The sequence below is a fragment of the Streptomyces sp. R41 genome, assembly GCF_041053055.1.
In the GTDB taxonomy this organism is placed as follows: domain Bacteria; phylum Actinomycetota; class Actinomycetes; order Streptomycetales; family Streptomycetaceae; genus Streptomyces.
Genome location: NZ_CP163443.1, coordinates 606,897 through 630,622, shown reverse-complemented (window position 1 = coordinate 630,622; position 23,726 = coordinate 606,897). Strand labels below are relative to the sequence as shown.

19 protein-coding genes are annotated in these 23,726 nt (G+C 71.1%); 12 read left to right on the top strand and 7 right to left on the bottom strand.

Going from position 1 to position 23,726, the window contains the following annotated elements; genetic code table 11:
• Positions 1-97: 97 nt before the first annotated feature.
• Positions 98-1,057, bottom strand: coding sequence for a 5-dehydro-4-deoxyglucarate dehydratase (locus AB5J53_RS03025; RefSeq protein WP_369244105.1), 960 nt, complete (start codon positions 1,055-1,057; stop codon positions 98-100).
• A gap of 107 nt (positions 1,058-1,164) precedes the next feature.
• Between AB5J53_RS03025 and AB5J53_RS03020 the strand changes: the two genes are divergently transcribed.
• Both AB5J53_RS03020 and AB5J53_RS03015 read left to right on the top strand, forming a co-directional pair.
• Entirely contained in the window at positions 1,165-1,953 is a 789-nt protein-coding gene (locus AB5J53_RS03020; RefSeq protein WP_369244104.1) for an IclR family transcriptional regulator, read from the top strand.
• A 301-nt stretch (positions 1,954-2,254) separates the two neighbouring features.
• Positions 2,255-3,646: a DHA2 family efflux MFS transporter permease subunit gene (locus tag AB5J53_RS03015; RefSeq protein ID WP_369244103.1), complete on the top strand. Its 1,392-nt coding sequence runs from the start codon at positions 2,255-2,257 to the stop codon at positions 3,644-3,646.
• On the opposite strand, the gene AB5J53_RS03010 is transcribed toward AB5J53_RS03015, so the two are convergent.
• Positions 3,640-5,259, bottom strand: coding sequence for an acyl-CoA synthetase (locus tag AB5J53_RS03010; RefSeq protein ID WP_369244102.1), 1,620 nt, complete (start codon positions 5,257-5,259; stop codon positions 3,640-3,642). The two genes, AB5J53_RS03015 and AB5J53_RS03010, sit on opposite strands and share 7 nt — an antisense overlap.
• Before the next feature lie 176 nt (positions 5,260-5,435).
• On the opposite strand from AB5J53_RS03010, the gene AB5J53_RS03005 reads away from it, so the two are divergent.
• The 9 genes from AB5J53_RS03005 to AB5J53_RS02965 all read left to right on the top strand — a co-directional run bounded on the left by AB5J53_RS03005 (position 5,436) and on the right by AB5J53_RS02965 (position 15,321).
• Complete coding sequence (locus AB5J53_RS03005; RefSeq protein WP_369244101.1) at positions 5,436-6,236, top strand: crotonase/enoyl-CoA hydratase family protein; 801 nt, start codon at positions 5,436-5,438, stop codon at positions 6,234-6,236.
• Positions 6,237-6,312: 76 nt separating this feature from the next.
• A complete protein-coding gene (locus AB5J53_RS03000) occupies positions 6,313-7,251 on the top strand; it encodes a Zn-ribbon domain-containing OB-fold protein (RefSeq protein ID WP_369244100.1) in 939 nt (312 codons plus the stop codon).
• On the top strand, positions 7,252-8,307 hold the full coding sequence (locus AB5J53_RS02995) for a thiolase domain-containing protein (RefSeq protein ID WP_369244099.1): 1,056 nt from the start codon (positions 7,252-7,254) through the stop codon (positions 8,305-8,307).
• Positions 8,304-9,470, top strand: a complete 1,167-nt coding sequence (locus tag AB5J53_RS02990; protein WP_369244098.1) for a thiolase domain-containing protein — start codon at positions 8,304-8,306, stop codon at positions 9,468-9,470. The genes AB5J53_RS02995 and AB5J53_RS02990 overlap by 4 nt, the downstream gene beginning before the upstream one ends.
• Positions 9,471-9,553: 83 nt before the next feature.
• A complete protein-coding gene (locus AB5J53_RS02985) occupies positions 9,554-9,796 on the top strand; it encodes a DUF397 domain-containing protein (RefSeq protein ID WP_099502242.1) in 243 nt (80 codons plus the stop codon).
• 306 nt (positions 9,797-10,102) lie between these two features.
• On the top strand, positions 10,103-11,005 hold the full coding sequence (locus AB5J53_RS02980) for a universal stress protein (RefSeq protein WP_369244097.1): 903 nt from the start codon (positions 10,103-10,105) through the stop codon (positions 11,003-11,005).
• A gap of 77 nt (positions 11,006-11,082) precedes the next feature.
• Positions 11,083-11,682 (top strand): ABATE domain-containing protein, encoded by a 600-nt coding sequence (locus AB5J53_RS02975; RefSeq protein ID WP_369244096.1) that lies wholly within the window; start codon positions 11,083-11,085, stop codon positions 11,680-11,682.
• A gap of 145 nt (positions 11,683-11,827) precedes the next feature.
• On the top strand, positions 11,828-14,719 hold the full coding sequence (locus tag AB5J53_RS02970; protein ID WP_369244095.1) for an AAA family ATPase: 2,892 nt from the start codon (positions 11,828-11,830) through the stop codon (positions 14,717-14,719).
• Positions 14,720-14,823: 104 nt separating this feature from the next.
• A complete protein-coding gene (locus AB5J53_RS02965) occupies positions 14,824-15,321 on the top strand; it encodes a hypothetical protein (RefSeq protein WP_369244094.1) in 498 nt (165 codons plus the stop codon).
• Positions 15,322-15,372: 51 nt separating this feature from the next.
• Here AB5J53_RS02965 and AB5J53_RS02960 read toward each other — a convergent pair whose 3' ends face one another.
• The 3 genes from AB5J53_RS02960 to AB5J53_RS02950 form a co-directional block, all read right to left on the bottom strand.
• Positions 15,373-15,996 (bottom strand): dihydrofolate reductase family protein, encoded by a 624-nt coding sequence (locus AB5J53_RS02960; protein ID WP_369244093.1) that lies wholly within the window; start codon positions 15,994-15,996, stop codon positions 15,373-15,375.
• Between the two features lie 175 nt (positions 15,997-16,171).
• On the bottom strand, positions 16,172-18,151 hold the full coding sequence (locus AB5J53_RS02955) for an N-acetylmuramoyl-L-alanine amidase (protein ID WP_369244092.1): 1,980 nt from the start codon (positions 18,149-18,151) through the stop codon (positions 16,172-16,174).
• A gap of 297 nt (positions 18,152-18,448) precedes the next feature.
• Positions 18,449-19,591: an aminoglycoside phosphotransferase family protein gene (locus AB5J53_RS02950; protein WP_369244091.1), complete on the bottom strand. Its 1,143-nt coding sequence runs from the start codon at positions 19,589-19,591 to the stop codon at positions 18,449-18,451.
• A 233-nt stretch (positions 19,592-19,824) separates the two neighbouring features.
• On the opposite strand from AB5J53_RS02950, the gene AB5J53_RS02945 reads away from it, so the two are divergent.
• Positions 19,825-21,324 (top strand): hypothetical protein, encoded by a 1,500-nt coding sequence (locus tag AB5J53_RS02945; RefSeq protein ID WP_369244090.1) that lies wholly within the window; start codon positions 19,825-19,827, stop codon positions 21,322-21,324.
• A gap of 72 nt (positions 21,325-21,396) precedes the next feature.
• Here AB5J53_RS02945 and AB5J53_RS02940 read toward each other — a convergent pair whose 3' ends face one another.
• Both AB5J53_RS02940 and tnpA read right to left on the bottom strand, forming a co-directional pair.
• The gene (locus AB5J53_RS02940; protein WP_369244089.1) at positions 21,397-22,863 is read right to left on the bottom strand and encodes a PP2C family protein-serine/threonine phosphatase; all 1,467 of its coding nucleotides are present in this window, start codon (positions 22,861-22,863) and stop codon (positions 21,397-21,399) included.
• Between the two features lie 434 nt (positions 22,864-23,297).
• On the bottom strand, positions 23,298-23,723 hold the full coding sequence (tnpA, locus tag AB5J53_RS02935) for an IS200/IS605 family transposase (protein ID WP_369244088.1): 426 nt from the start codon (positions 23,721-23,723) through the stop codon (positions 23,298-23,300).
• Between the last annotated feature and the right edge of the window lie 3 nt (positions 23,724-23,726).

Here is a 23,726-nt window from a genome sequence, read left to right as displayed (position 1 = left end):
GGTGGTAAGGCCTTCATCGGGCGGGTCGTACGACCCTCGTCAGGCGCGGTGTCGTACGGCCGGCCTTCGTCAGGCGCGAGGTGTCGTACGGCCTTCGTCAGTCGAGGCGGCGTACGGCGCCGACCAGGTTCAAGCCGTTGTCGAGGACCTTCTCGAGGTCGGCGAGGTCGGCCGGGCCGGGGTCGGTGAGCGGAGCGCGTACCGGGCCGACCGGCAGCCCGCGCAGCCGGGCGGCGGCCTTGACCAGCGAGACGGCGTAGCCCGGCACCCGGTCGCGCAGTTCGACCAACGGGACGTAGAAGTCACGCAGGAGCTTGGTCACGGTCGCGTCGTCGCCGTCCCTCATAGCGGCGAAGAAGGCGTCGGCGATCTCGGGCGCGAAGGCGTGGACGGCCGATGAGTAGGCGGGGACGCCGACGGTGGCGTACGCGCGGGCCTGGATCTCGGCGGTGGCGGCACCGTTGAAGAACAGGAATCCGTCGGGGGCGGCGAGCGTGAGGCGCTGGAGCCGGTCGAGGTCGCTGTGCCCGTCCTTGAGGCCGATGACGGTGCGGATCTCCGCGATTCTGCGCAGGCCGCCGGGCGTGAAGGCGACAGAGCCGCGCTGGTAGGCGATGAGCGGCAGCCGGGTGCCCGCGGCGATCCGGCGCAGCTGCTCGACCAGTCCGTCCTGCGGGGCCTCGACCAGATAGTGGGGCAGCACCAACGCGGCGTCGGCGCCCGCCTCTTCGGCGATCCGCGCGAACCGCAGCGCCTGCGCCCACCCGTATCCGATACCGGCGACCACGGGCAGCCGGCCGTCCGCGATCTCGACCGTGGCCTCTACGACGGCGCGGTACTCGTCCTCGTCCAGCGCGCTGAACTCGCCGGTTCCGCAGGCGGGGAACACCGCACCCGGCGCGGTGGCCAACTGGGCGGTCAGGTACGTCCGGTAGGACTCCAGGTCGAGTTCGCCGTCTTCCCGGAAGCTCGTGAGCGGGAAGGACAGCACCCCACTTGCCATACCGTCTCGCAGTCGCTGGACCACGCCCTCGACGTCCGCGCTGAACCCTGTCATGAATGTCATCCCTGTATGCAGATGGCGTCTACGTATGAGAATGGAGGCTAGGTTCGTGAACCCTGCGAGGTCAATGGGTGGGGCGGCGCGGATTTACGATGGGGCCCATGCCGGAGAGCACAGGGGTCCGCGGGGTGAAGTCGGCGGCCCGTACCGTCGCACTGCTGGAACTGCTCGCCGACCGCGGCGACCGGCCCTCGCGCCTCGACGAACTCGCCGAGGAACTGAGCGTGCCGCGCAGCAGCATGTACCAGCTGTTGCGGACCCTCGTCGACTGCGGCTGGGTGCGCACCGACACCACCGGCTCCCTCTACGGCATCGGGATCCGCGCGCTGCTCACGGGCACCAGCTATCTCGACAGCGACCGTTACGTACGGATGGTCCGCCCGTACCTCGACGAGGCCTCGGACGCACTCGGCGAGACGATCCACATGGCACGGCTCGACGGCCCGAACGTCGTCTACCTCGCGACCCGCGAGTCCCACGAGTACCCACGCACCATCAGCCGCGTCGGCCGCCGGATCCCGGCCCACGCCGGCGCCCTCGGCAAGGCCCTCCTCGCCGAGCGCCTGGACGCCGACCTCCCGCTACCCCCCGATCCGCTGACCACCTTCACCGAGAACACCCACACGGATCGCACCACCTTGTTCGCCGACCTCGCCGGGGTGCGCGAACGCGGCTACTCCATCGACCGCGAGGAAACCGTGCCCGGCATCGCGGGCTTCGGCTTCGCCCTGCGCTACGACACCCCGGCCACCGACGCCATCAGCTGCTCGGTCCCGGTGAACCGGCTCTCGGAGGACCACGAGGCCCGCATCGTCTCCGTCATGCGGGAGATCAGGACGAAGATCGAAACGCTGCTACCGCCCGCCTCGGGCGCGCCCGACTGGCGTTGAACCCCGCAGGCTCGCGCCGACAGCGGATGCGTCGCCGCCCTCTTCCTGGCCGCCGCGACATCCGCCACGTCGGTCTCACGAGCCGCCGCCACGGTGCCGGGACCGGCCACGCCGACGTGGCCGTCCGCTCCGCCGGTTTCCCTGTCTGTCACAATCGGTCGCCCCTGTGACGTCGGATTCCGTGCCCTCGCGCCGGACCCGCCGAGAGCCCGTACGCCATCCAGCTCAGGCACACCCGTCGAGGACGCTTCGCCGCCCACCGAATCAATCCGACGGCACGGTGGAGACCATGGCGACACACATGCATTCACTTCACACAGGAACCCCGGGACCCGTGTTCGGCCTGCCGCTCCTCGCCGTGTGCCTGGGCTACTTCATGGTGATCCTGGACGCCACCGTCGTCACGGTCGCTCTGCCGGTGATCGGTGACTCGCTGGGGGCCTCTGTGGCCGGGCTGCAATGGGTCGCGGATGGATACACGCTGGTATTCGCCGGGCTGCTGCTCTTCAGCGGTGGTCTCGCCGACAGGCTGGGCGGACGGCGGGTGTTCCTCGCCGGTCTCGCCGTGTTCACGCTCGGCTCCGCCGGATGCGCCGCCGCACCGGACACGGCACTGCTCGTCGCGGCCCGGCTGGTCCAGGGCCTGGGCGCGGCCCTGCTGGTGCCCGCCTCGTTGTCCGTGCTCAACATCCTGTACACGGACCGGGCGGCCCGGGCGCGAGCCTTCGGCGTATGGGGCGCCGTGGCGGGCGTGGGCGCCGGAGCGGGGCCGGTACTGGGCGGTGCGCTGACCGCGTGGCTCGGCTGGCGGTCGGTTTTCCTGCTGAACCTGCCGGTGGGGGCGCTCGCGTGCGTCCTGACGGTACGGTGCGTGCCGACGCGGAGCCGAGCCGCCCAGCGGCGCGGCGGCCTCGACCTCCCCGCCCAGACCGCCGCGGCCGTCGGGCTCGCGGGCCTGGTCACCGCCCTGATCGAGGCGGGCGAACGGGGCTGGGCCGACCGCGCGGTGCTCGGCGCGTGGGTCGTGTGCGCGGCCGGGTTCCTCACCTTCCTCGTCCTCGAAGCGCGCTCCCGTGCCCCGATGCTGCCGCTGTCCTTGTTCCGCCGCGCCGACCTCTCGGCCTCCGTCGGCGTGGGCGGCCTGCTCAACCTGGGCTTCTACGGACTGCTGTTCCTCGCCCCGCTGTACTTCCAGCGCGTCCAGCACTACGGCCCGCTGCGGACCGGCGCAGCCCTGCTCCCGGCGGTGTGCGTCGTGGCGCTCGGCTCCGCGCTGGCCGGCCCCGTGACGGCACGGACCGGACCGCGGGTGCCGATGGTGATCGGGCTGACTGTTGGTGCGGCTGGGCTCCTCGGCTGGCTGGCGGCCGGGACCGGCACCGCCTACGCGGCACTCGTCGTGCCCATGGTGTCCGTTGGATTCGGCACGGCGTTCACGATGCCCGCCGCCACCGCCGCGGCCATGGAGGCCGTACCGGAAACGCGCGGCGGCGCGGCCTCCGCCGTGCTGAATGCCGCGCGCCAGACCGGCAGCGCGGTCGGGGTCGCCCTGTTCGGCACGCTGATCGCGGCCCACCTGGTGGTGGGGCTGCACCGGTCGGTCGTCGTGGCCGCCGCCGGCTTCCTCACCGCGGCGGCACTCGCGGCGACCTTTGTCCGGCCGACTGCCAGGAGCGCGAACAGTGGTCAGTGAGCCGCCTGCGCGGCCACCGTCCGCGCCCACCGATAGTCCGCCTTGCCGCTCGGCGAGCGCTGGATGGTGTCCGTGATGACGAGCTGGCGAGGGATCTTGTAGCCCGCGAGGTGGGAGCGGCAGTGGCTCTGGATGTCCTCCAGGGACGGCCGCCCCGCACCCTCGCGGAGCTGGACGACCGCCGCGACATGGTTGCCCCACTTCGTGTCGGGCACCCCGGCGACCAAGGCGTCGTACACGTCCGGATGCGACTTGAGGGCCTGCTCGACCTCTTCGGGATAGACCTTCTCGCCGCCGGTGTTGATGCACTGGGAGCCGCGCCCGAGGACGGTGACGATGCCCTCCTCGTCGACCGTGGCCATGTCGCCGAGGAGCACCCAGCGCTCGTCGCCCTTCTGGAAGAAGGTCTCGGCGGTCTTCTTGGGGTCGTTGTAGTAGCCGAGGGGCACATGGCCGCACTGCGCGATGCGGCCGGGCTCGCCGACGGCGACCGGCTCGTGCGTGACCGGATCCACCACCTGCGTACGGGAGTTGACGCGCACCCGGAAGCCGCGCTCCGGGCCCGAGTCCGCCGTCGCGGTGCCGTTGAAGCCCGACTCCGAGGAGCCGAAGTTGTTCAGCAGCATCACGTTCGGGACGAGCGCCTGGAACTGCTCGCGCACCGTGTCCGACATGATCGCGCCGGAGGACGAAACGCTGAACATGGAGGAACAGTCCGTGCCCTTCATGGGCCCGTTCAGCGCGTCGATCAGGGGCCGCAGCATCGCGTCGCCGACCAGCGACATGCTGGTGACCTTCTCCTTCTCGATGGTCCGCAGGACTTCCTCGGGAACGAACTTGCGGTGGATCACGATCCGTTGGCCGAAGTTGAAGCCGATGAACGCGGTGAGCGTCGAGGTGCCGTGCATCAGCGGGGGAGTGGGGAAGAAGGTGATCCCCTCGCCTCCGGCCGCGACGCGCTCGGCGAGCTCCTCCGGCTTCATGACCGGCTCGCCGGTCGGAGCGCCACCGCCGAGGCCGGAGAAGAACAGGTCCTCCTGCCGCCACATCACCCCCTTGGGCATCCCTGTCGTGCCACCGGTGTAGATGATGAACTGGTCGTCCGCCGAGCGCGGCGAGAATCCCCGCTCGGGGGACCCGGCGGCCTCGGCGTCCGTGAAGTCCACCGCGTCCAACGGGACCGCACCGGGTGCGGGGGATCCCACCCGTACGAGATGCCGCAGTGCCGGAGCGTGCGGCAGCGCCGCCGCCACCCGGTCCGTGAACTCCGCGTCGAATACCAGGGCCACCAGGTCCGCGTCCCGGTAGAGGTAGACCAACTCCTCTTCCACATATCGGTAGTTCACGTTGACCGGCACGACCCGTGCCTTCAGACAGCCCAGCACGGTCTGCAGATATTCGACGCCGTTGTAGAGGTGGAGTCCGAGGTGTTCGCCGGGGCGTATGCCGCTGTCGATCAGGTGGTGCGCGACACGGTTCGCGGCGGCGTCCAGCTGTGCGTACGTCAGCCGGCGCTCCGCACCGGTGCCGGGGTGGTCGATGTACACGAGCGCCTCGCGGCCCGGGACCACGTCGACGACCGACTCGAACAGGTCGGCAAGGTTGTACTCCACCGCTCCTCCTGACCCCGAACGTCCGTGGCTGTACTCGGCTCGACGGTCATCAGAGCAAAGCCGCACGCAACTGTGAAGGGTCCCGGCAGAAGAAATCTGACTGTCTGTCAGAAAACCCTTGTACTGAATCCGCGCCTCCTGCAACCTGTTCTCGCATCCGAGACGGGAGGACGGCAATGGGTGGGACCGAACACCTCACCGTGCAGCGCGAAGGCGCCACACTGGTACTCACGCTCAACAGGCCCGAGGCCAAGAACGCGCTCTCGCTGCCGATGCTGGTCGGCCTGTACGACGGCTGGGTCGAGGCCGACGAGGACGACGCGATCCGCTCGATCGTGCTCACCGGAGCGGGGGGTGCCTTCTGCGCCGGAATGGACCTCAAGGCGCTGGCCGGAAAGGGGATGGAGGGCGAGCAGTACCGGGACCGGCTCAAGGCCGACCCCGATCTGCACTGGAAGGCGATGCTGCGCCATCACCGCCCCCGCAAGCCGGTGATCGCCGCCGTCGAAGGGCACTGCGTCGCGGGCGGCACGGAGATCCTCCAGGGCACCGACATCCGGGTCGCCGGTGAGTCCGCGACCTTCGGGCTCTTCGAGGTCAAGCGCGGCCTGTTCCCGATCGGCGGCTCGACGGTCCGGCTGCAACGCCAGATCCCGCGCACCCACGCCCTCGAAATGCTGCTCACGGGACGCCCGTACGCTGCCCGGGAGGCCGCCGACATCGGCCTGATCGGCCACGTCGTCCCCGACGGCACCGCGCTGGACAAGGCCCTCGCCATCGCTGAACAGATCAACGTCTGCGGCCCGCTGGCCGTCGAGGCCGTGAAGGCCTCGGTGTACGAGACCGCCGAGATGACCGAGACCGACGGGCTCGCCGCCGAACTCAAGCGCGGCTGGCCGATCTTCGACACCGCCGACGCCAAGGAGGGCTCCCGAGCCTTCGCCGAGAAGCGCCCGCCCGTCTACCGGCGCGCCTGACCCGAAGCCCGCGCCCGGGCGCGCCCGACCTCTTACGGGGAATGGCGTGTCCGACCCTCCGAAGGAGACACCCGGGATGCCCGAAGTCCTCAAAGCCCCGCTCATCGTCGAATTCCCCTTCACCCGCTCGCTCGGCCCCGTCCAGAGCGCCTTTCTCACCGGCCTGCGCGAGCGCGTCGTCCTCGGTGTGAAGACCACGGACGGCCGCACACTGGTCCCGCCCGTCGAGTACGACCCGGTCACCGCCGATGAGATACGGGACCTCGTCGAAGTCGCCCCCACGGGCACCGTCACCACCTGGGCCTGGAACCACGAACCACGCCGGGGCCAGCCCCTCGACACCCCCTTCGCCTGGGTCCTGGTGAAACTCGACGGCGCCGACACCGCCCTCCTGCACGCCCTCGACGCCCCGGGCCCCGACGCCGTACGCACGGGTATGCGCATCCGCATCCGCTGGGCCGCGGAGCGCTCCGGTGCCATCACGGACATCGCCTGCTTCGAACCGTACGAGGGCGTCGCGGAACTCACGGGCCACAGCGGCCGGTTCGAGGACATGGTGACCGGCATCGTCGCCCCCGCCCGCCTCGACTACGTCTACTCGCCCGGGCGCGCCCAGAGCGGCTACATCAACGCCCTCTCCGATCAGCGCACGGTCGGCGAACGCTGCCCCTCCTGCCGCAAGGTGTACGTCCCGCCGAGGGGAGCCTGCCCCACCTGTGGAGTCGCCACCTCGGAGCAGGTCGAGGTGGGCCCGCGAGGGACAGTCACCACGTACTGCATCGTCAACATCAAGGCGAAGAACCTCGACATCGAAGTGCCGTACGTCTACGCGCACATCGCCCTCGACGGCGCCGACCTCGCGCTGCACGGCCGGATCGGCGGCATCCCCTACGACGAGGTGCGCATGGGCCTGCGCGTCGAGCCGGTGTGGACGGAGGGCGGCCGCCATCCCGATCACTACCGGCCCACCGGCGAGCCGGACGCGGACTACGAGACGTACAAGGAGCTGTTGTAGATGCCGCCCATCAGGGACATCGCCGTCGTCGCCTTCGCGCAGACCGACCACCGGCGCACCAGTGACGAGGTCTCCGAGGTGGAGATGCTCATCCCGGTCCTGCACGACGTCCTCGACCGGACGGGTCTGAAGACCAGCGACATCGGCTTCACGTGCTCCGGCTCCACGGACTATCTCGCGGGCCGTGCCTTCTCCTTCACGATGGCTCTCGACGGTGTGGGCGCCTGGCCGCCGATCTCCGAGTCGCACGTGGAGATGGACGGCGCGTGGGCGCTGTACGAGGCGTGGACGAAGCTGCTCACCGGGGAGGTCGACACCGCGCTCGTGTACGCGTACGGCAAGTCCTCGCCCGGCTCCGTACGGGACGTCCTGACCCGGCAGCTCGACCCGTACTACGTGGCACCCCTGTGGCCGGATTCCGTCGCGCTCGCGGCGCTTCAGGCGCAGGCGCTCATCGACGCAGGCGAGACCGACGAGCCCGTCCTCGCCTCCGTCGCGGCCCGCAGCCGTGCCTCGGCGGCCGCCAACTCCCACGCGCAGCTGCGTGGTTCGGTGGCTCAAGGCGATTACCTCGTACGTCCGCTGCGTACCGGCGACTGTCCGCCCGTCGGCGACGGTGCCGCCGCCGTGATCCTCGCGGCGGGGGAGCGGGCCCGAGAGCTGTGCGAACGGCCCGCCTGGATCCGGGGCATCGACCACCGCATCGAGGCGCACGGCCTCGGCGTACGCGACCTGACCGACTCGCCGTCCACACGCCTGGCCGCCGAGAGGGCGGGCGCCTTCGAACGGCCCGTCGACACCGCCGAGTTGCACGCCCCCTTCACCTCCCAGGAGGTGGTCCTGCGCACGGCGCTGCGGCTCGACGAGAGTGTGACAGTCAACCCCTCCGGGGGTGCGCTCGCCGCCAATCCGGTGATGGCGGCCGGGCTGATCCGCATCGGTGAGGCCGCCGCGCGCATCCATCGGGGCGCGTCCGACCGGGCGCTCGCGCACGCCACTTCAGGGCCCTGCCTCCAACAGAACCTGGTCGCCGTACTCGAAGGGGATGCCCGATGAGCAAGGAGCCCGTGGCCGTCGTAGGCATCGGCCAGACCAAGCACGTGGCGGCCCGGCGGGACGTGTCCATCGCGGGACTGGTCCGCGAGGCGGCCCAACGCGCATTGCAGGACGCCGAGTTGACCTGGGCCGACATCGACGCCGTCGTGATCGGCAAGGCGCCCGACTTCTTCGAGGGCGTCATGATGCCGGAGCTGTATCTCGCGGACGCGCTCGGCGCGGTCGGCAAGCCGATGCTGCGGGTGCACACGGCGGGCTCCGTCGGCGGATCGACCGCCCTGGTCGCCACGAACCTCATCGCCGGACGCGTCCACGGCACCGTCCTGACCCTGGCCTACGAGAAGCAGTCCGAGTCGAACGCCATGTGGGGCCTTTCGCTGCCGATCCCCTTCCAGCAGCCGCTGCTGGCCGGGGCCGGCGGCTTCTTCGCGCCGCACGTGCGCGCGTACATGCGGCGCACCGGCGCCCCCGACACGGTCGGCTCGCTCGTCGCGTACAAGGACCGCCGCAACGCGCTGAAGAACCCGTACGCGCATCTCCACGAGCACGACATCACGCTGGAGAAGGTCCAGGCCTCGCCCATGCTGTGGGACCCGATCCGCTACTCGGAGACCTGCCCGTCCTCGGACGGGGCGTGCGCGATGATCCTCACCGACCGTGCGGGAGCGGCCCGTTCGCCCCGGCCACCCGCCTGGATGCACGGCGGCGCGATGCGCAGTGAACCCACCCTCTTCGCGGGCAAGGACTTCGTGTCGCCGCAGGCGGGCAAGGACTGCGCGGCCGACGTGTACCGGCAGGCCGGCATCGCGGACCCGCGCCGTGACATCGACGCCGTCGAGATGTACGTGCCGTTCTCCTGGTACGAGCCGATGTGGCTGGAGAACCTCGGTTTCGCCGAGGAGGGCGAGGGCTGGAAGCTCACCGAATCCGGGGTGACGGAGCTGGACGGGGACCTGCCCGTCAACATGTCGGGCGGGGTCCTCTCCACCAATCCGATCGGCGCCTCCGGCATGATCCGCTTCGCCGAAGCGGCACTTCAGGTGCGGGGGCAGGCCGGAGAACACCAGGTGGACGGGGCTCGCAGGGTGCTCGGGCACGCCTATGGCGGCGGATCGCAGTTCTTCTCCATGTGGCTGGTCGGGTCCGCGCCGCCCGCCTCCTGAAACCGTCCCCCTCACGTGGCCTGTCCGCCGCCCGAACCGGTCGCTAGGCTGGCCGCGGACGACGAACCGGGAGGAGCACGGACGTGGCCGAAAGCACCATCGAGCAGCACCCGCTCGCGGGCTGGGACAAGCCGGAGCTGGACCTCAGCAATGCCGAGTGGCAGTCCAGCAGCCGAGGGCGGGGAGACGTCCAGATCGCTTTTGTCGAGGGCTTCATCGCGATGCGCAACAGTGGCCGGCCCGAGAGCCCTTCCTTGATCTTCACACCCGCGGAGTGGGGCGCGTTCGTATCGGGGGCCCGAGAGGGCGAGTTCGATCTGACCTGAGCCGACGGCGGTCGGGCCGCCCCGCCTCCTGTGTATGGGGGAGGGGCGGCGGCCTCGACCTCCGGCAGTGCCGCGGCCACGCCTTCCCGCGGCGGTCAGTCGCTCGGCCATGGCGACCGCGATGGTCGGCCGCTGCGATGAACCGGCCGCCGCGCGGGCCGTCCGCACCCGGCGCCCCCGCCGCCCGAAACCGCGACGAGATCCTCCGGATTTCCGGACACACGCCCCGCCACCCCGCCCTGTGGCCATCCCTGAGTCAGGCTGGCCCCAGGAAGATCAAGGGCGTGTGCCGAAGGCGAGGATTTCATGAGCACCCTGCCGGTCATCGCGGCGGTCGACGGATCGGACGACGGCCAGCGCGCCCTGGAGTGGGCGCTCGCGGCTGCCCGGAGGCGCCAGGCGCCGCTGCGTGTGGTCCATGTACGGCAGTACGCGCCCTGGGGGCAGCCGGACGTCCTGGTCGCCGGACCACCGGATCCGACCGACGATCATGTGCTCGAGCAGGTACGCACCCACCTGGCGGGCCGGGCCGACCTGCCGACGACGGAGTATGTCGCTCTGGAGGGCGCCCCGGGCGCCGTGCTGCCCGAACTCGGCTCAACCGCCCAGCTGTTGGTGCTCGGCTCCCGGGGCCGCGGCGGCTTTGTCGGCCTGCTGCTCGGCTCCAACGGGATGGCGGCGGCGCGAGACGCCGATTGCCCTGTGGTCGTGGTGCCGCGCCCCGGCCGCCAGGTGCCCGACGCACCCCCGGTCGAACCGGGGCCGCGTGTCGTCGTCGGCCTCCACGTCGACAGCCCCGACGATGCCACGGTCGCCTTCGCGTTCGAGGAGGCGGCCCTGCGCGCCGCCCGCGTCCAGGTGGTCGCCGCGTACACCTGGCCCGACCCGACGTGGGCCGTGCCCGGTGACTTCGCGCCCGCCACCCTCGACCAGGATGCGGTGGAAGGCGAGACCCGGAATCTGGCCGACGGCTTCGTCGCCCCGCACCGCGAACGACACCCCGATCTCCAGGTCGATCTCCACGTGCCACCCGGACACGCGGCCGGCCACCTCGTCGCGGCCTCGAAGGACGCCGAACTACTCGTCGTGGGCCGTCACCGCCGCCGCCTCCTCGCACCGGCCCGCATGATCGGCTCGGTCACCCAGGCCGTACTCCTGCACGCGGCGAGCCCGGTCGCGGTGGTGCCGCCGACGGCCACAGAGGAATGAGTGCCCTCCTCATGCGCTGGAGGAGTGAGTGCCCTCCTCGAAGGTTAATGGAAGTCGGTGAACCTATCATTAGCATCATGGAGGACTCGATCAGCGAAGACGCCCGGCTCGCCCTGGACCTCGCCCTGACCATCCGGCACGACGGACACGGCGGTGTCGCCGACGATCTCGCCGACCCCGCGGGGCTGACCGCCTGGGTCCACGCGCACCGCGACGCACTGCCGGGAGCCGACCGTTTCGTCGCCGATCCGACGACGCTCACCGCCGTCCGCGAGCTCCGCGCCGCCGTCCGTGCCCTCTTCGCCCGCGCCGTACGGCCGGGCGAGCCGAGCCCGGCCGACGCCGCCCGGCTGCTGCCCGTACCGCAGGCCGTGGAGCGCCTCAACGCGGCGGCGGCGCTCGCCGCGACCGTTCCCGTCCTCGTCTGGGCCGAGGACGCCGACCCCGTCGTACACGAGGAGGCCCCGAGCCGGGACATCCCGCTCGCGGCAGTCCTCGCCCGCGCCGCGACGACCTTCCTCGCGAGCCCCGACCGGCAACGTCTGCGTGCCTGCCACGCGCCGCGCTGCGTGCGGTACTTCATCAAGGAACACCCGCGCCAGGAATGGTGCAAACCGTCGTGCGGAAACCGTGCCAGGGTCGCCCGGCACCACGAGCGGCACAAGAAGTCCGCGTAGACCGCGGATCGTTGTCCGACTGTTCCGGTCAGAAGTGGTCGAGCGGGCACCGTGGGCTCGCTCCGGGCGTACGCTGAGGTGCCTGTAGGTCACGGTGCGCACCTGCTCCCCGCGTCGGCTGCACCACCGTGGCAGGGGGTGCATCATGGGACAGCGCAGCCTACGGAGTCGACGGACGCTCTTCGAGCGCGAGAGTGAACTCACCGCTGCCGAAGAGGCGTTGAGCGAGCTCACCGGCGTGCACAGGGACGGTGGCGAGCCACCGGACCGCCCCCGCGGCGCACTCCTCGCCTTCGCCGGCCGTGCCGGAATCGGCAAGACCACCCTCCTCGCCGAAGTGCGCCGCCGCGCCGCCGCCAAAGGCTGCACCGTGCTGTCCGCGCGCGGCGGCGACCAGGAGCAGCGCGTCGCCTTCCACGTCGCCCGCCAGCTCCTGCAGCCACAGCTCGCCGGGGCACCGGAGCCCGAACTCCGTGACCGGCTCGGGAGTTGGTACGCGATCGTCGGCCCCGCGCTCGGCCTGTGCGCGCCGGCCGAGGGCGCCCCGCCCGACCAGCAGGGACTGCGCGACGGCCTCGACTGGGTGCTCACACATCTCGCGGTACAGCGCGCCCCGATGGTGCTCGTCCTCGACGACGCGCACTGGGCCGACCCGGAGTCGCTGAGCTGGCTCGCCGCGTTCGCGCCGCGCGCCGAGGACCTTCCGCTGCTGCTCGTCGTCGCCTACCGGCCCGACGAACTCCCCGACCACGCCGAGGCGTTCAGGGGTCTGCCGGGGCGCGCGGGCCAGCGCCCCATCGACCTCGAACCGCTCAGCGCGGCGGCAGTCGCCCGGCTGGTACGGGAGGACCTCGGCACCCAGGCCGACGACGCGTTCTGCCGTGAGTGCTGGGCGGTCACCGCGGGCAACCCCTTCGAGGCCGTCGAACTGACCGCGAAGGTACGCGACCGCGGACTGACCCCGACGGAGGCCGGAGCGCACCTGCTGCGCGACCTGGCGGCCGCCGTCAAGGGCAGTGGCCTGATCGCCCGTCTCGAACGCCTCGGCCCGTCGACGGTCCGCTTCGCCTGGGCCTGCGCGGTGCTCGGCACCGAGATCCATCCGACGCTCGCCGCCGCCGTCGCGGGCCTCGGCTCCGAGGAGGCCGCCGACGCGGCGGACGCCCTGCGCGGCGCCCGTATCCTCACCGGCGCCGACATCCTCGAGTTCGTCCACCCCCTCATCGCCACCGCGGTCTACCGCGCCATACCCGGCGGCGTCCGCGTCGCGCTGCACGGTCAGGCCGCCTGGTGTGTCATCGACGAAGGCCTCGGCCCGTCCGCCGCCGCACGCCACCTCCTGGAGACGCACCCCGACGGCGACGCCTGGATCGTCCAGCAGCTGCGCGCCGCCGCCCGCGAGACGCTCCGCGCCGGAGCCCCCGACGCCGCCCGCCGCTATCTCGCCCGCGCCCTGCGCGAACCGCCGCCCTTCGAGGACCGGGCGGCCGTCCTGTACGAACTGGGCTGCGCCTCCCTGCTCACCGAACCGGCGACCACGGTCAACCATCTGCGCGCCGCCCTCGAAGAGCCCATCGCCGAGCCGGAACTGCGCCACAACATCGTCTACCGCCTCTCCCAGGTCCTCGCCCACAGCGACCGCCTGGCCGAGGCCTCGGAGACGCTAGCCCGCGAGATCCGCGTGACCGGCGACGCCCGGGTGCGGCTGCGCATGCAGTCCGAGCAGTTCATGTGGGACGCGTTCCGCGCCGACGAACCCGACTCGCCCGCCCGCTCCCGCCGCCTCGCCCGCCTCGCCGACCGGCTCACCGGCCGCGACCTCACCGAGCGCTATGTCATCGGCCTGCGTGCCTGGGACGCCACCCTGCGCGGCGAACCCGCCCACATCGCCCTCCACCACGCCGAACGCGCCCTCGCCGGAGGCTTCGGCTGGGCCGAGGCCGACCGTGGCTTCGAGGTGCCCGTCCTGGTCGCACTCACGTTCATGTACGCGGACCGGCCGGGGCGCACGGAGGAGCTGTTCGCCACCGGGATCGCCGACTTCGAGGCGCAGGGCTGGCACGGCGCGCACCTCTCCTTCGGCTACACGATCCTCGGGTACGTCCGCTACCGCCGCGGTCGGCTCGCCGAGGCCGAGGACTTCGTCCGCGCGGGCCTCCGGCTCGCCGAACGCGTCGGACCCGGCACCCCCGTCCACTGGTACGCCGTCGCCACGCTCATCCAGATCCTGCTCGCCCGCGGTCGGGTCGCCGAGGCCGCGCGGACCGGCGAGGACTACGCGTTCTGTGCGCCCTTCCCGGCCGCCGTGACCTTCCCCGACGCCCAGACCGTGCACGGCGAGCTGCTGCTCGCCCGCGGCCTCACCAAGGACGCCGCCGCCGAGCTGGCCGCGGCCGGGCGCCGGCTCGACCCGCGCGGCATGCGCAACCCCGCCTGGTGCCCCTGGCAGCTCCACCTCGCCCGGGCCGAGAGCCACGACGCTCCGGAGCGCGCCGTCGCCACGGCACTCGAAGCGGTGAACCGCGCCCGCCAGTACGGCACGCCCTCCGCGATCGGCCAGGCACTGCGCGCGGCCGCCGATGTCTCCTCCGGCTCGGCCCGCGTCAAGTTCCTCGAGGAGTCCGTCGGCCATCTGGAGCGCTCTCCGGCCGCGTACGAGCTCGCCTGCGCCCTGGTCGCGCTCGGCACCGAACTGCGCCGTGCCGGACGCCCCAAGGAAGCTGCCGAACACCTTTACCGAGGGCTCGACGCGGCCGTCCAGTGCGGAGCCGACGGGCTCGTCGAAGAGGCCCGTGACGAGCTGGCCGCCGCCGGGCTGCGGCCGCGTCGCCTGCACAGCACCGAGACGGACACGCTGACGGCCCGCGAACGCGCCGCCGCCGCGCTCACCGTCCGGGGCCGCGGCACGGCCGAGATCGCCGACGAGCTCCACACCGACGAGCCGACCGTCGTGCGCCTGCTGTCGGCGGTCTACCGGAAGGTGGGCACGGACCGCACAGGACTCGGCTCCGCGCTGGGGGAACGAGCGGCGCCATAGGCGCCGTACGGCTGTCCCCAACACGAGGGTGCAGCCATCTCCCTGGCCGCTCACACGGGGCGCCCCCGGGGCCCGGTGCACGCCCGTGCACGTACCATTGCGGCATGTCCTTCCTCCGCCGCCGCAGCGCCACGCCCGCCGGGCCCGACTTCGATGTTCTGGCCATGGATCCGGGCGACTGGCCGGGCAATCTCGGTGCGGGCCTGCTGCCCGCCCCCGACGGCAGCTGCCAGGGCGTCTTCCTGCGCTACGACCTGTTCGGCGGCCGGGGCCCCGCGATGATCATCGGCAATCTGCCGGAGGGCTCCCAGGCCCGTGACGTCGCCGAGGGCGAGATCCCCTTCGAGGTGGCCCAGCTGCTGCTCGCGCTGGAGAACGACGAGGAGGTCACCGTCACCGGGACCGAGGACATGCCCGTGATGCAGGGCGACAACCTCCTCATCGTGCGCCGCCTCAAGCTCTCCGAGACCCGCATCTCCTGCGTGCAGTTCGACCGCAGTGACAATGTCCTGGTGACCATCGCCGCCTGGGACCGTCCCATCACCGACGACCTGTACACGCTGCTGAAGCCTCTGCCCGCGGAGCTCTTCCAGCAGGGCTGAGCCGCCCTTCGTTCGTGTGGCGGCCGCAGGCGTCCCAGCCGTCGCCGAATGTCACCCGCCCGTGCGGATCCGGTCGTACAGGAGGCGGATCGCGCCCGTGTCCGTGGCGCTCGTGGAGGCCAGCGACCAGGAGGAGGACATGGTCGCCCCGTCGGTGAACAGGCGTTCGCCGCCGCCGACGAGCTCCGGGCACAGGGTGATGCTGAGGCGGTCCAGCTCCCCGGCGTCGAGCAGTTGCCGGATGACGCTGACGCTGGCCAGCACGATGATGTCGCCTCCCTCCAGCTGCCGCAGCTGCTTGACGGTGGCGGCCGGGTCCGCGGTGGCGAGGCGCGCGTTGTGCCAGTCCACCTGCTCCAGTGTCCTGGAGAAGACGACCTTCTCCACCTCGTTGAGCCAGCGCGCGAACGTGCGGTCGCGCGGGTCGGCGTGGTCGTCGTCGGCCACCGCGGGCCAGTAGCCCGAGAAGCCCTGGTAGTTCTTGCGGCCGAGCAGCGCCGTGGTGGCCGTACCCGTGATGTGCACCATGTGCGAGCGGGCGCCGTCGCTGACGGCGTGCGGCACGATCCAGCTCATGTCGTACTCACCGGCGGAGCCGGCGATCCGCCCGTCGAGGGACAGCGAGATGTTGGCGACGACAGTCCGGGTGTGGGACGTCTCTCCGGCGGAGGCCATGGCCTGCTCCTGGGGTCCGGTGGTCGGGCGAGGCGCCCGTTCGGTCGGGACTACGGGACCAGCGTGCCCCGCCGGATGGCAGGCTGTCGTCGGACTGGGTGACATCGGGCCCGGGTTCGCAGGCCGGGGCCCTTGAACCCGGGCCCGCCGCACGCACGCGGACCCGGACCCGCCATCACGAGTGCGACGGAAGCACCTTCACGTCCGCGGCCCGCACGAACGCCACTCGGTGGCCGAACTGGATCTCGTAGTACATGTCCGTGCCGATCACGACCTTGTGCGGTGCGGTGTCGAAGGTCGGTGCGTAGAAGTACTCGCCCGGCACCTTGTCACCCACCGCGTACCGCTGGCCTTCGAGCAGCTTGTAGGGCAGGGGCGAGACCGACTGGACGGGCACACCCGTCGGGTACGCCTCCTTCTCGGGGTAGGCGCGCCCGTAGACGGGGATCTCCTTGAGACCGTCCTTGGGCGTGACGACCAAGCCCGACGCGTTCACCGCCGTCGGCTGCTTCTTCGGGTTCTTGAACCAGGCCTTCTGGCCCAGGTACCAGATCGCCGTCCAGTCACCGTCGTGGCCGGCGACCGCGTACCGCTGCCCCGTGGAGACGCGCGAGGCGACGTCGTTCACGCCGATCGTCGAGGCGTCGCCCTTGGGGTACAGACCGATGTCCTTGATGAGGGGCGAGGTCTCGTCCGGCTGGGAGTAGAGCCGCACCTCGCTGGAGCCGTGCGCCGCGCAGGGCTCGTCCTTGGTGACGCAGCCCGTGTACACCGGCTGGTTCTTGTCGAAGTCGGGCAGCACGGTCACCAGCCCGCCGGCCGGCTTCGTGGTGCGGTGGAAGGGGTGCCCCAGCAGCGTGAAGTAGTGCTGCCAGTCCCAGTACGGGCCTGGGTCCGTGTGCATGCCGGGGATGGTCGACGTCGTCGGACCGGGCACGTTGTCGTGTCCGATGATGTGCTGCCGGTCCAGCGGGATGGCGTACTTCATCGAGAGGTACTTCACCAGCCGCGCCGAGGCCTGGTACATCTCCTCCGTGTACCAGGCGTCCGGCGAGGCGAGGAAGCCCTCGTGCTCCAGGCCGATCGACTTGGCGTTGATGTACCAGTTGCCCGCGTGCCAGGCGACGTCCTTGGCCTTCACATGCTGGGCGATGTGACCGTCGGTCGAGCGCAGGGTGTAGTTCCACGACACATAGGTCGGGTCCTGGACCAGCTTCAGGACGCCGTCCCAGGTGCCTTCCGTGTCATGGATGACGATGTACTTGATGCTCTGCGAGGCGGGCCGGTCGCCGAGGTCGTGGTTCCCGTAGTCGCCCTCGCCGAACTCCTCGTACGGAGCCGGAACCCACTCGCAGGCCACGCTCTCGGGACACTCCGTGTCATCGGCCGAGGCCGTCCGCAGCCCCGCCCGCCGGAGCTGTGCCGTGTCGGGGCTCACCTCCGGCTGGGCGGCGAGCGCCACCTGCTGTCCGGCGTCGGTGAAGCGTTCCTCGCCCTCGTGGATCACGTCGTACACGTCATTGGCGTACGTCGCCGCAGTCGCGCTGTCGTCCGCGCCCGAGAAGCGCGCCACTGCCCCGTACCAGTCGGCCGCGTCGTCGCTCAGCGGCTCGCCGAGGCCCTGCTGCGCGGCGGCGAGGAGCGCGGCGCCGCCCTCGACGTTCGCGGCCGCGTCCGTACGCAGCTGCTCCGCCGAGAGGCCGGTGAGCTCGGCCGCCTTGGTCAATGTTTTGAGCCGGGCCGGGAGTTCGGAGTTCTCCGGCACCAGCGCGACGGGAAGGAGGGCCGCACGCGAGCTGTCGCCCCGGGCGTCCTCCGTGCCCTCGCTGTGGTGCGGTGCCTCGGCGATGGCCGTACGGGCGTCGGTGAGGTGCATCGGGCCGTAGCCGCCGCTGACGCTCGGGGCACCGGCGTGCGCGTCCCAGCGGGACTGCAGATAGGAGACGGCGAGAAGGACGCTCTGCGGCACGTGGTAGTCGGCGGCCGCGGTCGCGAAGGCCCGCTGCAACTGTGCGGAAGAGGCCTGCGGAGCGGTGCCGGACGGGGCCGCGCCGAGCAGGGGTAGCAGCAGCGCCGCGGAGGCGACGGCTCCCGCGGTCCTGCGTGCGCGTCTGTGCCCGGCGGTGGCCTTGGGGTCGGTGGCGGATCCTCGCAATGCAGCCTCCTGGGACGGTCGAGCGCGGTGGGGCGTGCGGGGGCCGATCGTGCGTCAGTGGTACCCGCTCTCCGACGATCCGTCAATCATGCCCAGAGACAGGCGATTTCCCACGTCAGCGCTGGATGAAGGGGTTTTCGTGGCGGTGGTCACCCGGCCTGCGGGGCGTCAGTGGAGTGGACCAATAATCCGAACGGGGGACACCTGAGCACGGCCTCGCGAGCCGGGCGTTGCCGGACACGACGAAGGTCCGCGGTGCGCCGCTGTCCCTGGCGCAACCGCGGACCTCCGTCCCCGTCAGCGAGTGCCGACCGCCGCTCGAACGGCCCGACGGGCCAACTGGCAGTCGTCGTGCAGCCGCCTCAGCAGCAGCCGCTGCTCCTCGCCGGACGGCGCAGCACCCGGGTGGGCCGGTCCCGGTGCCGCCGGGGTCGTGTCGTGCATCGAACGCTGCAGGGCCGTCTCGTACGTACGGATCTCCCTGGTGAGGACGAGCATCAGGTTCACCAGGAAGGCGTCGCGCGCCGCGGGCCCCGCCGACTGCGCGAGCTGGCTGATCTGCCGCCGGGCCACGGGAGCGTCCCCGAGGACCGCCCACAGCGTCGCCAGGTCGTATCCCGGCAGATACCAGCCCGCGTGCTCCCAATCCACCAGCACTGGACCGGCCGGTGAGAGAAGGATGTTCGACAGGAGTGCGTCGCCGTGACAGAACTGGCCCATGCCCTGCCGGCCCGCCGAGTGGGCGATGCCGTGCACCAGCTTCTGCAGATCGCCCATGTCCCGGTCCGTGAGCAGACCCAGCTCATGGAAACGGGAGATCCGCTCCGCGTAGTCCAGCGGGGCGTCGAACGTCCCCGCCGGCGGCCGCCACGCGTTCAGCCGGCAGATCGCGCCCAGCGCCGCCCGGATGTCCGCGCGGGGCGGGGCCTCCGCCGGATGCCGCTGCAGAGCAGCCACCCGGCCCGGCATCCGCTCGATCACCAGCGTGCAGTTGTCCGGATCCGCCGCGATCAGCCGGGGCACCCGCACCGGCGGCCGGTGCCGCACGAACGAGCGGTAGGCCGCTATTTCATGCCGGATCCGCTCGGTCCAGATGGGGGAGTGGTCCAGTAAACACTTGGCGACGGCCGTGCTGCGCCCCGTCGTGCCGACGAGGAGCACGGAGCGTCCGCTGCGGCGCAGCACCTGGACCGGAGCGAACTCCGGGCAGATCCGGTGCACCGACGCGATCGCCGTGCGCAGCTGCGCGCCCTGAGGGCCGGACAAGTCGAGTCTCCCGCTGAGCGGTTGGGTGCCGAGCCCCGGAACGCGCCGCGTCCTGCCGGCGCCGAGCACGGGAGCCGCCGCCGGGCGCGCGGGGTCGAGGTAGGGGCCGCCGCCGACCGGGCGGGGGTGCAGCGACCGGGGCGGAGCGGACACGGAGGACGATGCTGTGTACATGGGCGATACAGATCCCTTCGTGTGCCTGCAAGTTGCCGCGCTACCCGCCCCGGCCGCCCTGGTGCACCCTGGGGAATGTCCGTGGGGCAACCGGGTCGGGGTGGCGCGTTCCTACCTGACACCCGATGCCGAGTGGCACACCATCTGGCGCACCCTGGCGAACCCTGGCGAATAGTCGCTCAGCAACTGACAGGCGGTTACTGTCAAATCAGCCGAGAACCTGGGGGCTTGACGTGAACGGACAACCCAACACCCGCCTGGCGGACCTGTTCGGCCTCGCCGGCTGGTCCAAGGGCGAACTCGCGAGGATGGTCAACCGGCAGGCGGCGGCCATGGGCCACCCCCAACTGGCGACCGACACCTCGCGGGTGCGGCGTTGGATCGACATGGGAGAGATCCCGCGCGATCCGGTGCCGAGGGTGCTGGCGGCTCTGTTCACCGAGCGTCTCGGCCGTGTCGTGACCATCGAGGACCTCGGTCTGGTCCGGCACGGGCGCGTGGGGAAACGGCAGGGCGGCGGGAATGCGGAACATCCCGACGGTGTGCCGTGGGCGCCCGAGCGAACCGCCGCGGTCCTCACCGAATTCACGGGAATGGACCTCATGCTCAACCGACGCGGCTTGGTGGGCGCGGGTGCCGCGCTCGCCGCAGGATCCGCACTCAGTACGGCCATGCACGACTGGCTCCACACCGATCCGGCCCTTTCGGCCGACGCTCCCCAATTCGACGATCCCCTGCACGCCGACCCCGCTGGGTTCGACCGCTACGAGGCCGCCCCCATCGGGTCGCAGGAGATCGAGGAACTGGAGCGCTCGGTCGAGGTGTTCCGGGCCTGGGACGCGGCCCGCGGAGGCGGGCTGCAGCGCAAGGCTGTGGTGGGCCAGCTCAACGAAGTGGGAGGCATGCTCTCCTACCGACACCCCGACCATCTGCAGCGGCGCCTGTGGGGCGTCGCCGCCAACCTCGCCGTCCTCGCGGGCTGGATGTCGCACGACGTCGGCCTGGAGCCCACGGCCCAGAAGTACTTCGTCATCGCCGCCCACGCGGCCCGAGAGGGCGGTGACCGGCCCCGCGCCGGGGAGGCGCTCTCCCGAGCGGCTCGCCAGATGGTGCACCTGGGTCGGCCCGACGACGCACTCGATCTCATGAAGCTCGCCAAGTCCGGTTCCGGCGACGAGGTGCTGCCCCGCACCAGGGCCATGCTCTACACCATCGAGGCCTGGGCACAGGCGTCCATGGGCAAGGGTCAGGCCATGCGGCGCACCCTCGGTCAGGCGGAGGACCTGTTCGTCTCCGACCGGGGCGACGTACCTCCGCCGAGCTGGATGCAGTTGTTCGACGAGGCCGACATGCACGGCATGCAGGCCCTCGCCTATCGCACCCTCGCCGAACACGAGCCGGCCGCGGCGGCCACCGCGCAGCGCCACGCGAAGGAGGCACTGAAGCTGCGCGAGTCGGGCCGGGAGCGGTCGAAGATCTTCGACCACATCTCTCTCGCGTCGGCCTGCTTCATCGCCGACGACCCCGAACAGGCCGACCGGTACGCGCGACTGGCCCTGACGTCGATGGGGGCCAACTCCTCCCACCGCACCTGGGACCGGCTGCGCGAGATGTACCGGCTCACCGGGCAGTACTCCAGCTATCCGAAGATCCACGACCTGCGTGAGGAGATCAAACTCGCCCTTCCCAACGGCTCCTTGAAGCCCAGGGGCGGCAACAGCGCGCGGGCGTAAGGGGGGCCCGTGTCGGCAACACGGGTTGGTTTCCAGGCCCGGGTCGCGGCATGACCCCGATGGACAGCGTCGTCAGGAGCCGACCCGGGCGATGAGCACGCAGGCATCGTCCTCGCGCTCGGTCTCGCCGAATTCCTCCACAACCATCCGTACACATTCCTGGGCAGAGCGGGCCGCGTCGAAGCGCGGGCCCAGGTCGAGCAGCCTCTGGACGGCCGCCGTTCCTCCCCCACCCTCGGCTTGGCTCGAGCGGGGGGACCCCCATCGCCACGGCACCAGTCCGTCGGTGTGCAGGAGCAGCAGGTCGCCCTCTTCGAGGGGCACCTCGGCCTGCCCGTAGACGGCACCCGATGTCGCTCCGAGCAGCACGCCATCGGGTGCTGCCAGTGCGCGCCCCGTCCCGTTGCGGAACAGCAGCGGGGCGGGGTGTCCCGCCTGCGCCCAGCTGAGGGTGTGGGTCTGGGGCCGATAGCGGCAGCAGACGGCGCTGCCGAGGGCAGGTTGGACGGAGGCGTCGAGTAACTGGTTGAGCCAGGAAAGGAGTTGGCCCGGCTGGGTGCCCGTCACCGCCATGCCGCGCAGGGCGCCGAGCAGCATCGCCATGCCCGAGGTCACGGCGACTCCGTGGCCGGTGAGGTCACCCACACTCAACAAGGTGTCGCCGTCGGGCAGTTCGAGAGCGTCGTACCAGTCGCCGCCGATCAGTGCGCTGGTCGACGAGGGCAGATAGCGGGCGGCGAGGTCCAGGGTCTGCGCGCCCCGCTGCGGGAACCGCAGGGAGCCACGCCACGGCGGCAGCACGGCCTCCTGCAGCTCGACCGCGAGCCGGTGCTCGGTCTGCGCGATGTGCCGCTCGCGTTGCAGCGAGTCACGGGTCTCGCTCACCGTCCGCTGGCTGCGGCGCAGTTCGCTGACGTCGCGCAGCACGGCCCACATCGAGGCGGTGCTGCCGTCGGCGTCGAGCACGGGCTCGCCCATCATGTGCACGGTCCGCACCCCGCCGTCGGGACGCGCTATGCGGAACTCCCCGTCGATGGGCTTGGCGTCGACCAGGCAGTCCGTGACCATCGCCGTGAGCATCTGCCGGTCCTCGTCGAGCACCACCGACGGCAGTTCGTCGAGCGTGAGCGGGGGAGCGGCGGGGTCGCGGCCCAGGATCTGATAGAGCTCACCGGACCAACTGGCCTCGTCCGTCAGCAGGTTCCACTCGGCGCTGCCGACCCGGCTCAGCAGCGAGCCGCGCCGGGATGCGGCCGGCACGGCTCGTGCGGCGGGGACGGCTGCGGGTTGGACGGGCACGGGCGGCGGTCCGTCCCGCAGCTGGGCCAAGTGCTCATCGAGGTCGTTGAGTTGATGCATCGCCAGATTGCACAGCGCGCGCTGCCAGCGTCCCTGCGGGTCCTCGCCGTCGACGGGAGCGTCACGCCGTACGGCGTCCACCTCGCCGCGCAGCAGCCGCGTCTGCGAGATCAGCGCGTCGACCGTGCCGCGCTGGGGCGGCTGAGCGGCTGAGCGGTCCGCAGAGAGATGGGAGGGCATGACGTACTCCGATGCGGGGACGGTACGACCAAGGCTGAAGGAAGGACCGTTACGACTGTTGCACAGCCTGCGACGCGCTGTAAGGGATTTGGCAACACACGATACGGTGGTGCTTCTGGCATATGCCGCAGTCCTCTCGGACCGGGTGTGCGGTACCGATTCGGTACGCGTCCGGCGTGGTCAAGTCGTAGACGGCCTACGTGACTTGATGTTCCGTCGGGGTACGCGTGCCCGCTGTTCATCCTCCTGTTCGAGGGGTGTTTGTGCGAAGCCTTCTCGATTACCGGATCCGGCAAACTCGCTCGGGTTCAGCTTGATTTAGCGCGGAACCCCGGCTCTTCAGAGCCGGGAGGAAGCGCTTCTTTGGACTGCTCTGACAGTGATGATTGATCGTGGCATAGCCCGGAGGTTCCCATGGGTCTGCACTGTTGACCTCAGTCGGGGCGCTTCTGGTTGTCGATGTACTCCTTGATGATGCTGAGGGGTGCGCCGCCGCAGGACGCGGCGAAGTAGGAAGGGGACCAGAAGTGATCGCCCCACAGGTATGTGCGGATGTGGGCGGGGAACTCTTGGCGGAGCCTGCGGGCGGAGACGCCCTTGAGGGAGCTGACCAGCCGGGACAGGGAGACCTTCGGCGGGTAGTGCACTAGGAGGTGCACGTGATCGGTCTCGCCGTTGAACTCCACCAGTTCGGTTTCGAAGTCGGCGCAGACGGCGCGCATGACTTCCTCGCAGCGTCGCAGGATCTCGTCTGTGAACGGCCCGCGCCGGTACTTGGGTGTGAAGACCAAGTGAGCGTGGAGGGTGTGGGCGACCCTACGGCCCCTGCGGATATTGGGGTTTGGCTCGCGTGGTGACATAGA

What these genes read in the sequence shown, in the direction of transcription:
- AB5J53_RS03000 (WP_369244100.1), top strand. Translation starts at nt 6,313, where the DNA reads ATGCCCGAAGTCCTCAAAGCCCCGCTCATCGTCGAATTCCCCTTCACC.
- AB5J53_RS02990 (WP_369244098.1), top strand. Translation starts at nt 8,304, where the DNA reads ATGAGCAAGGAGCCCGTGGCCGTCGTAGGCATCGGCCAGACCAAGCAC.
- AB5J53_RS02950 (WP_369244091.1), bottom strand. Translation starts at nt 19,591, where the DNA reads ATGTACACAGCATCGTCCTCCGTGTCCGCTCCGCCCCGGTCGCTGCAC.
- AB5J53_RS02965 (WP_369244094.1), top strand. Translation starts at nt 14,824, where the DNA reads ATGTCCTTCCTCCGCCGCCGCAGCGCCACGCCCGCCGGGCCCGACTTC.
- AB5J53_RS02940 (WP_369244089.1), bottom strand. Translation starts at nt 22,863, where the DNA reads ATGCCCTCCCATCTCTCTGCGGACCGCTCAGCCGCTCAGCCGCCCCAG.
- AB5J53_RS03020 (WP_369244104.1), top strand. Translation starts at nt 1,165, where the DNA reads ATGCCGGAGAGCACAGGGGTCCGCGGGGTGAAGTCGGCGGCCCGTACC.
- AB5J53_RS03025 (WP_369244105.1), bottom strand. Translation starts at nt 1,057, where the DNA reads ATGACAGGGTTCAGCGCGGACGTCGAGGGCGTGGTCCAGCGACTGCGA.
- AB5J53_RS03005 (WP_369244101.1), top strand. Translation starts at nt 5,436, where the DNA reads ATGGGTGGGACCGAACACCTCACCGTGCAGCGCGAAGGCGCCACACTG.
- AB5J53_RS03015 (WP_369244103.1), top strand. Translation starts at nt 2,255, where the DNA reads ATGCATTCACTTCACACAGGAACCCCGGGACCCGTGTTCGGCCTGCCG.
- AB5J53_RS02980 (WP_369244097.1), top strand. Translation starts at nt 10,103, where the DNA reads ATGAGCACCCTGCCGGTCATCGCGGCGGTCGACGGATCGGACGACGGC.
- AB5J53_RS02960 (WP_369244093.1), bottom strand. Translation starts at nt 15,996, where the DNA reads ATGGCCTCCGCCGGAGAGACGTCCCACACCCGGACTGTCGTCGCCAAC.
- AB5J53_RS02995 (WP_369244099.1), top strand. Translation starts at nt 7,252, where the DNA reads ATGCCGCCCATCAGGGACATCGCCGTCGTCGCCTTCGCGCAGACCGAC.
- AB5J53_RS02975 (WP_369244096.1), top strand. Translation starts at nt 11,083, where the DNA reads ATGGAGGACTCGATCAGCGAAGACGCCCGGCTCGCCCTGGACCTCGCC.
- tnpA (WP_369244088.1), bottom strand. Translation starts at nt 23,723, where the DNA reads ATGTCACCACGCGAGCCAAACCCCAATATCCGCAGGGGCCGTAGGGTC.
- AB5J53_RS02970 (WP_369244095.1), top strand. Translation starts at nt 11,828, where the DNA reads ATGGGACAGCGCAGCCTACGGAGTCGACGGACGCTCTTCGAGCGCGAG.